This is a genomic window from Arthrobacter sp. ZGTC412 (assembly GCF_002929215.1).
In the GTDB taxonomy this organism is placed as follows: domain Bacteria; phylum Actinomycetota; class Actinomycetes; order Actinomycetales; family Micrococcaceae; genus Arthrobacter.
Genome location: NZ_PJII01000012.1, coordinates 72,328 through 85,876, shown reverse-complemented (window position 1 = coordinate 85,876; position 13,549 = coordinate 72,328). Strand labels below are relative to the sequence as shown.

The 13,549-nt window shown below is 65.8% G+C and carries 11 protein-coding genes; 5 read left to right on the top strand and 6 right to left on the bottom strand.

Annotation, left to right across the window (positions count from 1 at the left end):
• The first annotated feature begins 6 nt into the window (after window positions 1–6).
• Window positions 7–777: a FadR/GntR family transcriptional regulator gene (locus CXQ88_RS14225; protein WP_258061878.1), complete on the top strand. Its 771-nt coding sequence runs from the start codon at window positions 7–9 to the stop codon at window positions 775–777.
• Window positions 778–954: 177 nt separating this feature from the next.
• Here the strand turns inward: CXQ88_RS14225 and CXQ88_RS21585 are convergent, their stop codons facing one another.
• From CXQ88_RS21585 to CXQ88_RS14205, 3 genes are all read right to left on the bottom strand, one after another.
• Entirely contained in the window at window positions 955–1,581 is a 627-nt protein-coding gene (locus CXQ88_RS21585; protein ID WP_146069215.1) for a hypothetical protein, read from the bottom strand.
• A gap of 732 nt (window positions 1,582–2,313) precedes the next feature.
• Window positions 2,314–3,414 carry a N5-glutamine methyltransferase family protein gene (locus CXQ88_RS14210; RefSeq protein WP_104044838.1) on the bottom strand — a complete coding sequence of 367 codons (1,101 nt, stop codon included), beginning with the start codon at window positions 3,412–3,414 and terminating at the stop codon, window positions 2,314–2,316.
• Window positions 3,415–3,693: 279 nt separating this feature from the next.
• On the bottom strand, window positions 3,694–4,731 hold the full coding sequence (locus CXQ88_RS14205) for an AAA family ATPase (RefSeq protein WP_104044804.1): 1,038 nt from the start codon (window positions 4,729–4,731) through the stop codon (window positions 3,694–3,696).
• Window positions 4,732–4,900: 169 nt separating this feature from the next.
• Here CXQ88_RS14205 and CXQ88_RS14200 point away from each other — a divergent pair, with 169 nt between their 5' ends.
• Window positions 4,901–5,218 (top strand): hypothetical protein, encoded by a 318-nt coding sequence (locus CXQ88_RS14200; RefSeq protein ID WP_104044803.1) that lies wholly within the window; start codon window positions 4,901–4,903, stop codon window positions 5,216–5,218.
• A gap of 9 nt (window positions 5,219–5,227) precedes the next feature.
• Window positions 5,228–7,957 (top strand): PEP/pyruvate-binding domain-containing protein, encoded by a 2,730-nt coding sequence (locus CXQ88_RS14195; RefSeq protein ID WP_104044802.1) that lies wholly within the window; start codon window positions 5,228–5,230, stop codon window positions 7,955–7,957.
• Window positions 7,958–8,045: 88 nt separating this feature from the next.
• Here the strand turns inward: CXQ88_RS14195 and CXQ88_RS14190 are convergent, their stop codons facing one another.
• Together CXQ88_RS14190 and hisC are read right to left on the bottom strand one after the other, a co-directional pair.
• A complete protein-coding gene (locus tag CXQ88_RS14190) occupies window positions 8,046–9,458 on the bottom strand; it encodes an amino acid permease (protein ID WP_104044801.1) in 1,413 nt (470 codons plus the stop codon).
• 55 nt (window positions 9,459–9,513) lie between these two features.
• A complete protein-coding gene (gene hisC, locus CXQ88_RS14185) occupies window positions 9,514–10,611 on the bottom strand; it encodes a histidinol-phosphate transaminase (RefSeq protein ID WP_104044837.1) in 1,098 nt (365 codons plus the stop codon).
• Between the two features lie 93 nt (window positions 10,612–10,704).
• Here hisC and CXQ88_RS14180 point away from each other — a divergent pair, with 93 nt between their 5' ends.
• Both CXQ88_RS14180 and CXQ88_RS14175 read left to right on the top strand, forming a co-directional pair.
• On the top strand, window positions 10,705–11,235 hold the full coding sequence (locus CXQ88_RS14180; RefSeq protein ID WP_104044800.1) for an Lrp/AsnC family transcriptional regulator: 531 nt from the start codon (window positions 10,705–10,707) through the stop codon (window positions 11,233–11,235).
• Between the two features lie 94 nt (window positions 11,236–11,329).
• A complete protein-coding gene (locus CXQ88_RS14175; RefSeq protein ID WP_104044799.1) occupies window positions 11,330–12,988 on the top strand; it encodes a thiamine pyrophosphate-binding protein in 1,659 nt (552 codons plus the stop codon).
• Window positions 12,989–13,048: 60 nt separating this feature from the next.
• On the opposite strand, the gene CXQ88_RS14170 is transcribed toward CXQ88_RS14175, so the two are convergent.
• Window positions 13,049–13,456 carry a nuclear transport factor 2 family protein gene (locus CXQ88_RS14170; RefSeq protein WP_104044798.1) on the bottom strand — a complete coding sequence of 136 codons (408 nt, stop codon included), beginning with the start codon at window positions 13,454–13,456 and terminating at the stop codon, window positions 13,049–13,051.
• Window positions 13,457–13,549: the final 93 nt, after the last annotated feature.

Sequence of the window (13,549 nt, the reverse complement as noted above, 5' to 3'; positions counted from 1 at the left end):
GCGGCGATGGGCCGTAAAGTAGCGGACATGACCCGTCAGCTGGAGGACACCGATGAGCCCCCGCGCCTCGCCGCTGGCAGGATCACCGGGATGGAGCGCCGCAGTGCCATGGACGCAGTCCGAATGAGGATCGGGATGGCCATTTCCCTGGGGCTGCTGAAGCCGGGTGAGCGGCTGCCGGACCAGGAGGACGTTGCCCTGGGCCTTTCGGTCAGCCCGATCACGGCCCGCCGTGCGCTGGCCAGTTTGGCGGAGCAGGGCGTGGTGGTGCGGCGCCGCGGCCGGGCCGGCGGAACGTTTGTGGCGGATTCACCGCCTTCGGATGTTCTGGCGTCGCTTTCGGCTTCCCCGGCCGAGTCCCAGGCAGTGAACCGGCTCGTGGACCGAAGGCTGTTGTTCGAGTGCGCGGTGACGCACTACGCGGCAGTCAATGCCACTGCTGAGCAGTTGGATGAGCTGGAGCGGCTGACGCGTGAGATGGGTGCGGCCACGGACTGGTCCGTCTACCACCAGGCAGACGAGCGGTTCCATCAGCTGGTGGGTACGGCGTCGTGCCTGGACTCCGCCGTCGAGGTGTATCACGAGACGCTCGCCGAGCTGTACGACTACTTCATCCCCTACCCCATCGAGAAGCTGCACAAATCCAACCAGGACCACATCGCCCTCGTTGCCGCTATGCGTGCTCGTAACGTCGAGGCAGCGGTAGAGGTTTCGCGAAAGCACGTGGACATTCTGCACCGGACGATGTTTATGGGGCTGGCGCAGGGCGAGGTCTAAGTCGCAAGGACTGGTTGAATCTACCTCGGCTGCTCGCCTGCTGCCGCCCCCAAGCCAGCTAACTCCGGGGTGCTGTCTCAGAGGCGCTAAATCCTGTCGACGACACTAATAGTCAGTTTGTTCCGTTTAGGTGTTTCACTTATGACTTTTCGCTGCGTGATGCTGTCCATGAGGGTCTTAGGAGGAGATCATGGCTCTGACGGCAGTCGTGAACTTCTCCCGGAAGTCCGCCATTTTCGCATGGCGACCTCCTACACGGTCTTTAAGGGCCGCAAACTCTTCTGGTGCAGTGCCACTGTAGGTGCGCAACAACTCGAACCTTTCTTCAAGTTCAAGATTCATCTGGTGCGCGATGGCCTGGACTTCGTCGGTTGAATAGAACTCCACGCCCCAGGCAGAGCTTACAAAGTTCCTGTAGCTGGCATCCGCAGCTGCAAATTGGCTGCTGGTTACTCCCTGCGGTGCACCTGCCGCCATCGAATTTACAACATTGATCATGTCGCCTTCCACATTCTGGGAGAGAGTGAGGAACTGGCTGAAGGCAGCCACGCGTTGAGCTCTGATGAATTCTTCCCGGCCACGTCGGCGTGTTTCATCAATCGTCCGCTCGTTTGACTCGTGCTGTCGGGCGGCCGTATTTTCAGCGGCATCATAAGCTTTCTGAGCAGCCATGACTGAGAAAGCTCCGCTAACCAGGCTCCCGGTCAAAACACCTGCCAAGCCCCAAATTGCCGGGCTGCTGGCCCTTGCGGGCTTCACGGATTTTGACGCCTCGGAACCGGGCGACGCTTCGCCGGAACTCATACAAAAAGCATACCGGCACATGTTATGCGGACAATAGGGCTTTGCGTTTAAGCCGTATCCCTGGCTATATAGGCTTGGTGCTTTTTAGAGTGACCGCGCTCTGCCCCCAAAACCGTGCGAGCTCTTCGTCAGCCACTACACCGGCAGCTATGTCTTCAGCAGTAACCCGATAGGCCTGCTCGATGTAGTCCACAAGGTCTTTGAAGCTAAGCGCCACATTCCGCGGCCACCTATTCGTACCCCCTTTAGCTCGAAATTTTTTCAGCAGCGTCCGTACCAAGGGCAGGCCGACGTTCAACTCCTCGGCCACCTGCTTGATCGTTAGGAAGCGGGATTGGTGACCCTGGCTCTGCAACTCCTAACCGCCTGTCTCGATGTCAATTATGCGGCCTCTTTGACACTTAGTAAGGGCCTGTTGTCCAAGTTGTCCCAAGCATTACAGGTTTCGCAAATGACATTGGATGCAGCGCATTGAGGCCTTCCGGCAATCCAAGCAGGCCTTCCGCGGGGAAGATGCTGGCTTAGTTGCTGGCAGAGCCAGAGCCGACCCCCTTACGACGAGCTAAATACCGATGGACGGTGCACTTGCGGGGTGCCGGCCACGAGGTAGGAGATCAGCACCGCAGGGCCTGCAGCGTGAAATCCGGCGCCCGAGGTGCGCCCTGGGCAGCGCGGCGGTCGGCACCCAAACCCGCGAGCCGACGTCGTGATTCTCGACGTGGAAGCATGTGACTATTGGCGAACAAGCCGCCACAGGGACGTGACTTCGGCCGCGCGCGCCTCGAATAGAGGGTCGTCGCGGTCGGATGCCTTCGGGTGGGTTGGCTTGGTGTCGAGCCGTTCCCGCGCCTTCAGCCCAGCCGCCTTGATGGCGGTCAGCAGATCGTCACGCGACCGCAGGCCAAGGTGCTCGGCCAGGTCAGAGAGGACAAGCCAGCCCTCACCGCCCGGCTCAAGATGGTCGGGGAGTTCGTTCAGGAAGCGGAACAGCATCCTGCTCCCGGGGTCGTAGACGGCGCTGTCCAGGGTGGAATGCGGCGTGGTCGGAATCCAGGGCGGGTTGCACACGACGAGGGGCGCCCGTCCGGGCGGGAACATGTCGGTCAGGACGGCCTCGGCACGGTCCTGGACACCGAGGTTCCGGAAGTTCTCGCCGGCGCAGGCGATGGCGCGCGGTTCGTTGTCCGTCGCCACCACGCGGTGGACGCCACGGCGCGCGAGGACGGCAGCGAGCACCCCGGTGCCGGTTCCGACGTCGAACGCCAGCGTGTCCGAGGGCAGCGCAGCGGCGGCCACGAGATCTACATACTCACTGCGGGTGGGGAAGAACGTGCCATAGTGCGGGTGGATGCGGCCCTGCAGGGCATCGACGTAGACGCCATTCCGACGCCACTCGTGGGCGCCAATTGCCCCCACAAGCTCATGCAGGGACACAACGGAAGGTTCGCCGATATCACCGTACGCTTCAGCGGCGGCCTCCCGGATATCCGGTGCGCGGCGCAGCGGCACCACCGGTCCCGGATCAAGAGGAATCAGCAGCAGGCCGAGAATGCGTGCACGATGCGAGCGGGACTGGCGATGCCGGTAGAACTTTTCGGCCGGAGTTCCTGCGATCTTCTTTCCGGCGCCTATCCGCCGGTCCAGGGCATTAAGGATCTGCCGTGCGTTGTGGAAGTCACCGTGCCAGAGCATCGCGATCCCCTGTGACGCCATCCGGTTCGCATCATCAGCCGTGAGGGAGTCATCGACCACTTCGACGCGCGCCGGCGCCGGCCTGCCGTTCGCCGAACGCCATCGCGCGGTCCTGCTGACACCAGCCTCGACCCAGGACACGAGGGCGTTCTCATCCACCGCAGCTGTGCGCGGGGGCTTAGGGCCCGGCGTCGGAGTTCCTTCGGGAGCTGGCATGTCGGTACTGATAAAGATCCATTCCAAGAGTCCGGGGGCGGATCGGAGACTGACAGTTGCAGCGGCGATTCCACGCGGTCCAAGGCTACAGCCTAAGATTTCCAGACCGTCATTCGGCAGCGAGCCGAGCGTCTTGATCGTTGGCGTCGGAGCCCCTGAACCTATCGTCAGGATACAGGGGTGCTGCAGCCGCCGCAGATCCGGTCAGACCAGCCAGCGCCACCAGCGTGACCGCTCCGGCTCGGGCGTTGGTTCCGGCTCCGGCTCCTCACCCAAGGCCAGCGCGGCCTCGACGATGTCGTCCGCGGTGAGCGTCATGACGGCCTCACGATCGAGCGCGTCGAGACTTTGTTCCTCGTCGAGCGACAGCCGCAGCGCCTGGCGGTTGAGCGCCTGCTCGAACAGCGTGCGGGCGAATCGTGCGTTGCCGGAGTCCTCGCCCGCGTGGAGCCCGGTGAAGATGCGGCGCAGCACCTGGTCCGCATCCGGCTCCAGCGTGTACTCGTGCTGGGCCAGCATCTGGTGGAAGATCGTCTGGAGTGCGTCGACGGAGTAGTCGGGGAACGTGATCTCGCGGGCGAACCGGGAGCGCAGTCCGGGGTTCGAGAGCAAGAAGGCCTCCATCAGCCGCGGGTACCCGGCCACAATCACCACCAGGCGGTGGCGGTGGTCCTCCATCCGCTTGAGCAGGACCTCGATCGCCTCGGGGCCGAAGTCCATCCGGCCGTCCTCCGGGGCCAGCGCATAGGCCTCGTCGATGAACAGGACGCCGTCCAGCGCACGCCGGATCACCCGGTCCGTCTTAATGGCGGTCGCGCCGACGTACTGCCCCACCAGGCCCGAACGGTCCACTTCGACCAGGTGGCCTTTCTGCAGCAGACCCACCGCGCGGTACATCTCGGCCAGGAGCCGCGCCACGGTGGTCTTGCCCGTGCCCGGATTCCCGAGGAACACCAGATGCTGTGATGTGGCCACCTCCGGCAGGCCGTGCGCCTTACGGCGGGCCTGGACCTGGAGCAGTGCAACGAGGGCCCGCACCTGTTCCTTCACGGTCTCCAGTCCCACCAGCGCGTCAAGCTCGGCCTGCAACTCGGACAGTGGCCGGGCCGGCCCGGGCCTCGCACCGATAAGATCGCCCACCAGGTCGTCGACCCGCTCCGAACCGCCGGGCAGCTTGAGCTGATCGGCCAAATGGCCGATGGTTTCGCGCAGGTCATCGAGCGGATTGCGGCTGGGAGCCATGCATCCACTGTAGTCCTCGATTCCCGGCCGGGGAGGGGTTTGGCCACCAGTAGCTCCCGCCAGGCGGCAGCTACGCAGCCGCCAAAGTAGGGCACTTCTCCCCTTTGCACCGCCTGACGCACGGACTACCCTGATCCGCATCAGTGTTCACCGCCGTCGAGGAGCCATCATGGCCGGGTTTGTGCAGATCATCGAGTTCAGGACCTCCCGCATCAAGGAGATCGAAGAGCTGGGCCGTCCCTCAAGAACCGAGGGAAGTACCGCGCCCACGTTCCGCCGCATTGTTGCCACTGCCGACAAGGACCACCCGGGGACCTACTTCACCATTGCCGAGTTCGATTCCTTTGACTCGGCCATGGAGAATTCCGGCCGGCCGGAAACGTCGGAGTTCGCTGCCAAGATGGCGGCACTGTGCGACGGACCCGTGATTTTCCGCAATCTGGATGTCATGTGGGAGGACAACGGGGAAGGTCCGGACAACGGCTAGGAGCGGGTGATGACTTCTGTAAGTCCCGCTCCGGAGCGGCACGGCGACGGTACGGGCCTGGTTGTTGATCTCAGCCGGCTGGCATCAGCGTCGCTGGCCACAGTAGGCGGCAAAGCCATTAACCTCGGCCGACTTATCACTGGTGAGTTTCCGGTTCCGCCGGGTTTCTGCCTGACCACGGCCGGCTACTGGAAGGCCGTACCCACCGAAATGGACGTCATCGCCGCCCGCCTGGACGGCGTCGGGATTCATGGGAAGGAAGAGTCCGACGGCGGCCGCGGACTTCCGGACGACGAACGAAACAACCTCGCGCGGCGAGCACGTGAGGCTATGTTGGCAGCGCCGGTGCCGCCCGACGTCGAGGCCGCCGTCCGCGATACCTACGCCGCGATGGGCAGCGGGCCGGTGGCGGTACGGTCCTCCGCCACCGCCGAAGACCTGCCCTTCGCCAGCTTCGCAGGGCAGCAGGACTCCTTCATGGACGTGGTGGGAGCCGACGCCGTCGTCGAGGCCATCCGGCACTGCTGGGCCTCCCTCTGGACGGACAGGGCGGTGGCCTACCGCACCACGAACGGGATCAGCCACCGCGAGGTGGGCCTCGCCGTCGTAGTTCAACAAATGGTCGACGCCGGCGCTGCAGGCGTGCTGTTCACCGCCAACCCTGTGACCGGCACCCGGACCCAGACAGTCATTGATGCAAGTGCCGGGCCGGGACAGGTAGTGGTGTCCGGCGCTGTGAACCCGGACCATTTCATGGTGGAGACGGCATCAGGCCGGATCCTGCAGCAGCCGCCGGACGGTGCATCCAGCCTGACCGAGGCCCAGCTTCGCGAACTGACGTCCCTGGGTGACGACGCCCAGCGGCTCTTCGGCGCGCCGCAGGACGTGGAATGGGTGATCGACGGCGACGGCAAGGCCTGGCTGACCCAGTCGCGGCCCATCACCACCCTGTACCCGCTGCCGGAGGAGGATCCGTTCAGCGGGCAAGCCGGCACGGACGGACCGGCCGGCGCAGCGTCAGGCGCGGACACCCGCGTGTACCTGTGCGGCACGCTGCTCCAGGGCCTCACGCGCCCCATCACGCCGATGGGCCTCCATGTGCTGGCCCTCATGAGGGGCAACAACAAGGGCCCGTGGAAAAGTGTGAACCCGGGGTTGCGGATGTACGTGGATCTGACACCAATCCTCCGCAACAAGTCCGGCCGCGAGATCATGGCCAAGATGCTGCCGCTCGCGGACGGACGGTCAGCAGCAATCCTCCCAGCCCTGCTGGACGATCCGCGGTTCAGCGTTGCCCGGCCTCCCCGCAGGAAATCCGGCCGCAAGGGCAACACCGCCCCTCCGCGGACGCAGTCCAAAAGCGCGAAAGGCAACCAGGGCCTGGGCGTCTTCCTGGGGCTCATTCCCGGTATGGTCCGCGCCCTGCTCTGGCCGGACTGGGAGCTGCGGAGGGCACTGCGGTACCAGGACCGCCTGGCAGCCCGGCTGGCCCTCCCCCTGCCGGCGACTGCGGCCATGCGGCTCGAGCACACCGAGGACATCCTGGCCACGTCGGTCAACGGGCTGATCCAGGCCTCGCTGCCGGCACCAGCGGTGGGGTACCTGATGCTGGCCGCGGCACGCAGGCTGTTGCGCGGAATTGCCGAGCCGCGTGAACTTGAGGCGGTGCTGCGCGGACTTCCCCACAACGTGACCACCATCATGGACCTGGAGCTGTGGCACCTGGCAGTGTCCGTGGGCAGGGATCCGGAGGCACGCCGGGCATTCGGTGAACTGCAGCCCGGCGGGCTGGCTGCCCGCTACAAGGCAGGCACGCTGCCCGCCGCCGCCCAATCCGGGCTGGCGGCGTTCCTGTCAAAATACGGCCACCGGGCCGTGGCGGAAATCGACATGGGGATGCCCCGGTGGTTCGAGGAGCCGGACCACATCCTCGGCATGATCTCAAATTACCTTCGCGTGGAGGATCCCGAACAGGCCCCGGACCGCCAGTTCGCAAGGGCCGCCGGGCACGCAGAGTCCCGGATCAGCGAACTGGTAGAGCGTGCCGGAACAAAAAGCCGGCTGCGGGGGCGCCTGGTGGCGCTGTGCCTGCGCCGGACACGGCAGCTCGCAGGCCTCCGGGAACTGCCCAAGTTCTGCATCGTGCTGGTTCTGGCGGAGATGCACCGGCAGCTCACGGAGGTAGGCGCCGGACTGGTGAAGAACGGAACCATCGAAGCCTCCGGAGACGTGTTCTTCCTGGACTTCGACGAACTGCGCGTGGGCCTTCGCGGCGCGGACCTGAAGGGAATCGTCGCCCGCCGCCGCAGGCTGTACGACGTCGAACTGCGGCGCCGGCGCATTCCGCGCCTTCTGCTCTCGGACGGCACAGATGTTGAGGCGGCCATGGTGGCGGCGGCCACCTCCCTGCCCCAACCGGCCGACGCCGACCGCCTGACGGGGACGCCTGCTTCAGCAGGCACCGCCGCCGGGAAGGTCCGGGTGATCATGGATCCGGTGGGCGCCCACCTGGAACCAGGTGAAATCCTGGTGGCTCCCTCTACCGATCCCGGCTGGACGCCGCTCTTCTTGACGGCAGGTGCTTTGGTGATGGAGATGGGCGGCATCGTCTCGCACGGAGCCGTGGTGGCCCGCGAGTACGGCATCCCCGCTGTGGTGGGTGTTGCCGATGCCACCCTGCGGCTGCGCGATGGCCAGAGCATCACCGTGGACGGGGCGGCCGGAACTGTTACCTGGTGAGGCCAGTTCGCAATTGAAGGGCGCGCCCGGTCAGACCGGACGCGCCCTTCGTGTGCCTGAACCCTGGAAGTGGTTCACGCCGCCCGATCTAGTCGATGAGCACCGGCTGCTTGTCACCGTCCGTGGACTCGACACGCGGCCGAGCGTCCCGTTTCCGGTGGTTCAGCCAGTTCGCCACCGCCAGAAGTGCCACGAGTCCGAAAGTGCTCAGGAGCTGGGGACGGGAATCCTCGCCGATGAAGCCCACCGTGAAGATCGCCGCGAGGATGAGCAGGCCAAAGCACGTCAGCCACGGGAAGCCGGGCATCCGCAGCGGAAGCTCCGTTCCCTCGCGGTCGGCGCGGCGGCGCAGCGCCAGCTGGGCCAGGAGCGCGGACGTCCATACCAGCAGGCAGGTCGACCCCACAATATTGAGCAGGACGCCAAGGACCATCTCGGGGAACATCAGCTCCAGCACCACCGTGACAATGCCGAAGGCAACGCTGGCCAGGACTGCGATGACCGGAACCCGTGCCTTGGACACCGAGGCAAGCAGCCGCGGCGCTTCGCCACGTTCGGCCAGGGAGTACGCCATCCGGGAGGCGCCGTAAAGGTTGGCGTTGAGCGCGGAGAGCAGCGCTGCCACGGCCACCAGCGTGATGGCGGTGGCCGCACCGGGCATGCCAGCGGCGTCCAGCACCGCGGCGAACGGGCTCTTCAGCCCCTCCGAACCCACGGGAACCACGGCCGCAATAATGAAGATCGCACCGATGTAGAACACCAGGATGCGCCACAGCACCGTCCGGACCGCTTTCTTTACGCTGCGGGCGGGCTCGGCTGTCTCGGCTGCCGCTACGGAGACGATCTCAGTGCCGCCGAACGCGAACGCCACCACGAACAGCGCCGTGGCAATACCGGCGAAACCACTCGGCGCGAAGCCGTCGCCCATGAAGTTGGACAGGCCCGGCGACTGGACGCCCGGCAGCCAGCCGAAGAGCAGGGCCGCGCCCACAGCCAGGAACGCGACGATCGCTGCCACCTTGAGCAGCGCGAACCAGAACTCGAACTCGCCAAAGTTCTTCACGCTGGTGAGGTTCACAGCGGTGAGCACCACGATAAACACGAAGGCCATCAGCCACACCGGCAGGGCCGGGAAGATGGTGGCCAGCAAGCCTGCCGCGCCGAGCGCTTCGGCCGCGATGACCACCACGAGCTGCAGCCACCACAGCCAGCCCACGGTGGCGCCGGCCACCGGGCCGTAGGCCTTGGCGGTGTAGACGGAGAAGGCGCCGCTGTCCGGATTGGCGGCGGCCATCTCGCCGAGGGCCCACATCACCAGGATGATGAGCGTGCCGGCCACGAGGTAGGAGACCAGCACCGCCGGGCCGGCGGCCTGGATGCCAGCACCGGAGCCGATGAAGAGGCCCGCGCCGATGGCGCTTCCCAGCCCCATCATGGTGAGCTGGCGGGGTTTAAGGGCCGCGCCGAGCGCGCGGGCAGACGTCTTTGTCTGTTGTTCCATGGGGAATCCTCTAGTTAGTAGGTGGAACTTATTGGGGTTGAGGGTCAGCCGGTTTTCAGGCGGCGTGGGCTTCGAGAAGCCGGAGCACGCGGTCGTTGGAGGCGGCGTCAGCAACAGTGATCCGCACGCCGTCCCCCTGGTATGCCCGAACCATGATGCCTGCACGGTCGAACGCGTCCACCAGCCTCGGCAGCAGGTCGTCATCGGCACGAATCCACAGGAAATTGCCCTGGCTCGGCTGCAGCTTCCAGCCCCGGGCTGCCAGCTCCCGAGACATCCGTGCACGCTCCTGCTTGACGACGGCGACACGCGCCTCCATCTCCTCCCCCGCGTCGAGCGATGCGATGGCCGCCTTCTGGGCCACCGCGCTCACCGCGAAGGGAAGGGCTGTCCGGCGCAGTCCCTCAGCGATAACCGGGGCCGCCACGGCGTACCCCACGCGCAGCCCGGCCAGTCCATAGGCCTTCGAGAAGGTGCGCAGGATGCAGACGTTCGGGTAATCGCGGTAGAGGGCCATGGAATTGGGGCCGCTGCCCGCTTCGGCGTATTCCACGTAGGCCTCGTCGATCACCACGAGGATGTCGGAGCGCACCGCGCGCAGGAAGGACTCGATGCGTTCGTGGCTGATTGGCACGCCGGTGGGATTGTTGGGCGTGCACAGCAGGATGACTTTGGTGCGCTCGGTGACGGCTGCGGCCATGGCATCGAGGTCGTGGCCCTCAAGGTGGTCCAGCGGGATTCGGACCGGCCGGGCGCCCGCCAGCTCCACCAGGATGGGGTAGGCCTCGAAGGAGCGCCACGCGAAGATCACCTCATCTCCGGCGTCGCACAGTCCGGTGATGATTTGCTGGAGGACGCCCACGCTGCCCGGTCCCACTGCGATCTCCCCCGCCGTGACGCCGAGGTGCAGGGCAAGCCGTTCGCGGAGTTCGACGGCGGCCATGTCGGGATAGCGGTTCATCCTGCCCGCTGCTTCGGCCACCGCGCTGATGGCTGCGGGCAGTGGTTCGTAGTGGCTTTCGTTGCTGGCAAGGGCTGCGATGTCCATTCCGGCGCTGCGCCGGCCCGGGACGTAGGACGGAAGGCCGGTGACTGCGCTTCTAAGGGTGGGAAGCGTGGTTTCCGGTCTGGTGAGGAGTTGATCGGGGGTCATGAGGATCAACCATGGAAGTGACCCGGCCCACATTGCAAGATACGCTCTAGCCATTGGGACTTCTGCTCAACTTCTATTGCATGTGGTGAAAATATGACCATCGCGAACCCTCGCACCCTTGATTCCCTCGACGGCCGGATCATCTTGGCCCTCGACAAGGATCCCGAAGCCAGCGCCCTGGCACTTTCGCGGACGCTCGGCGTCGCACGGAACACAGTCCATGCCCGGCTGGCACGGCTTGAGCGCAGCGGCGCCCTCCGCTCCTTCAGCCGGAGACTGGATCCCGCCGCGCTTGGATATGAGCTGATGGCCTTCCTCTCACTGGCCATCAGCCAAACGCGGGCGGGCTCGGTGGAACAGGGGCTCGCAGCGATCCCGGAGGTCATCGAGGTACACGCCACCACCGGCGACGCGGACCTGATGGCCAAGGTGGTGGCCCGCGGCACGGCTGATCTGTACCGCATCACCAACAAAATTCTGGAAATCGACGGGATCCAGCGGACCAGCACGGCGATTTCCGTGGTTGAACTTATGCCGCCCCGCTACGACGGCCTCTTAGCCCGGCTGTCCCAGCAGGAATCGCGCCCCACAGACGATACAAGGGGTGACGTGCGCCACAAGTAGGCATATTTTCAGTTTCTTCCGCTGTCTGCTGCCAATTGTCCCAACCCAATGAGACTCTATTGCTTATTTGAAGAACGACTCGCAAGCTTCCTGCATGACTACTCTCACCGTCTCGGGCCGTGTGGCGCAGGTTCTCAGCAGCTATCTCAGCGATGTTTTCGGCGTGATGGGCAACGGAAACGTCTACTTCCTGGACGCCGCGGAAAAGATGGGCCTGCGCTTCTCCCCCGTCCGGCATGAGGGCGCCGCCATCGCCGCGGCCGACGCATATTACCGGACGTCCGGACGGCTCGCAGCGGGCACCACCACCTACGGTCCCGGCTACACCAACGCACTCACCGCCCTCGCCGAGGCGGTCCAGGCGCAAATCCCCGTTGTGCTCGTCACCGGGGACGCACCCACCAGCGGGGCCCGGCCGCAGGACGTGGACCAGGCGGCCATCGCCGCGGGCCTCGGCGCGGCCACCTTCACCGTCACCCGCGACGCCGCGGGCGCCATCACGCAGCAGGCGGTGGAGTACGCGCTGACCAAGCTAACCGCTGTCGTGCTTGCCATCCCCTACGACCTCGCGTCACTTGAGGCCGGGGACGAGGAACTTCCCGAGCCCTCGGCACCTCAGGTGACGGACGACGTCGACCGCGGCCTTGCGCAGGCAGCCCGCCTGCTCGCCGGGGCCAAGCGCCCGCTGATCCTCGCCGGCCGCGGTGCGCACCTCACCGGAGCCGGTCCGGAGCTCCGCGAGCTCGCCGACCGCCTTGGCGCACTGACCGCCGGAACCGCCCTGGCGCTCAACCTCCTCAACGGCGAGGGGTACTTGGGCGTCGCCGGCGGTTTCGGCACCGCCACCGCGGCCGGGCTCATGGGCGAGGCCGACGTGGTCCTGGTGGCCGGGGCGAGCCTGAGCCCGTTCACCATGCGCTTCGGGCACCTGCTCGGCCCGGACAGCACGGTCATCCAGATCGACACCGCCCTGCAGCCCACGCACCCCCGGGTGGACCTGTTCGTCAGCGCGGACGCGAAGACTGCTGCGGGTCAGATCCTCCGCATGCTGGACGGCGCGGCTGCGGCGGAAGCGTGGCGCCCCGAAGCCCGCAAGCGTCTGGCCGAAGGACCGGCCCACCACCCCGGCTCCGACGAGACCCCGGACGGCCGGCTGGACCCGCGCTCTCTCGCCACGGCATTGGATGCCGTGCTGCCCGAGCGCCGCACGGTGGTCCAGGACGGCGGGCACTTCGTCGGCTGGGCACCCATGTACTGGAACATCCCCCGGCCGCAGGACCTGGTGATGGTGGGGACCGCCTACCAAGCCATTGGACTCGGCCTTGCCAGCGCCGTCGGGGCAGCCCGCGCAGTGGAGGACGGCCGCACCCTGGTGCTGGCCTCCGGCGACGGCGGGTTCCTGATGGGCCTCGCCGACCTCGAATCACTCATCACTGCGGCTCGCAGCGCGATCGTGGTGATCTACAACGACGCCGCGTACGGGGCCGAAATCCACCAGTACGGCTCCCAGGGCCTGACCGAAAAGCCGATGCTGATCCCCGAAGTGGACTTCAGCGGCGTCGCCCGCGCCCTCGGTGCCGAGTCGGCGATCATCCGCTCATTGGCGGACCTTGCCGCGCTCACGGACTGGATCGACGCCGGAGCCAAGGGAACCTTCGTGGCTGACTGCCGGATTACGTCGAGCGTCCGGGCCCCGTGGCTGAGCGAGTGGATGAACGCTACCCGGGCGGCGAAGGCGGCCGTGGCGGGCTAGCTGTATCTGATTTTTCGCCATCTGCGATCGACCCACAGACGGCAGACTCCTGCTTATACGCTAGGGAGCAGGAGGGGGCGGGTCTGCAGCCTGCTCAGCACGCCATGGGGCTCGCCACTCCGCAGGCTCCCAGCCGTCCATGATGTAAATCCGCTCGTGCGCAACCCGGTCCCCCCGGAACTCCAAGAGGTTGACGGTGAACATCCAAGGAGCACCGTCGTAGCTGATGAGGTTCTCCACGACCACCAGATCCTCACGATAGGTGATCCGTCGAGTGTGGAACTTGAGCTTGGCTGGATACTGCCGCCGCCATTCGCGGAAATTCTCCACGCCCTCGAACCGTTCGCCGGACTGGGGAAACTCGAGCACCGCGTCATTGTGATAAATCTCGTGGGCGACGTCCTCGTCTACGCCGGAGTACTCCCAGTGACGCCGCAGGGCATGCAAAAGGTCTGTCTCATCGAGCATCTCTATCCTCCCGGGCCGGAATCAGATGTTAACTCCAGGCGGTGTGCATAACAACGGGTCGCGTAATCCGCAGGCGCCCCCTACCGAGGCGCC

Excerpts from the sequence above, each read along its gene's own strand:
- CXQ88_RS14225 (WP_258061878.1), top strand. The coding sequence starts at position 7 with ATGGGCCGTAAAGTAGCGGACATGACCCGTCAGCTGGAGGACACCGAT.
- CXQ88_RS21585 (WP_146069215.1), bottom strand. The coding sequence starts at position 1,581 with ATGAGTTCCGGCGAAGCGTCGCCCGGTTCCGAGGCGTCAAAATCCGTG.
- CXQ88_RS14205 (WP_104044804.1), bottom strand. The coding sequence starts at position 4,731 with ATGGCTCCCAGCCGCAATCCGCTCGATGACCTGCGCGAAACCATCGGC.
- CXQ88_RS14200 (WP_104044803.1), top strand. The coding sequence starts at position 4,901 with ATGGCCGGGTTTGTGCAGATCATCGAGTTCAGGACCTCCCGCATCAAG.
- CXQ88_RS14195 (WP_104044802.1), top strand. The coding sequence starts at position 5,228 with ATGACTTCTGTAAGTCCCGCTCCGGAGCGGCACGGCGACGGTACGGGC.
- CXQ88_RS14190 (WP_104044801.1), bottom strand. The coding sequence starts at position 9,458 with ATGGAACAACAGACAAAGACGTCTGCCCGCGCGCTCGGCGCGGCCCTT.
- hisC (WP_104044837.1), bottom strand. The coding sequence starts at position 10,611 with ATGACCCCCGATCAACTCCTCACCAGACCGGAAACCACGCTTCCCACC.
- CXQ88_RS14180 (WP_104044800.1), top strand. The coding sequence starts at position 10,705 with ATGACCATCGCGAACCCTCGCACCCTTGATTCCCTCGACGGCCGGATC.
- CXQ88_RS14175 (WP_104044799.1), top strand. The coding sequence starts at position 11,330 with ATGACTACTCTCACCGTCTCGGGCCGTGTGGCGCAGGTTCTCAGCAGC.
- CXQ88_RS14170 (WP_104044798.1), bottom strand. The coding sequence starts at position 13,456 with ATGCTCGATGAGACAGACCTTTTGCATGCCCTGCGGCGTCACTGGGAG.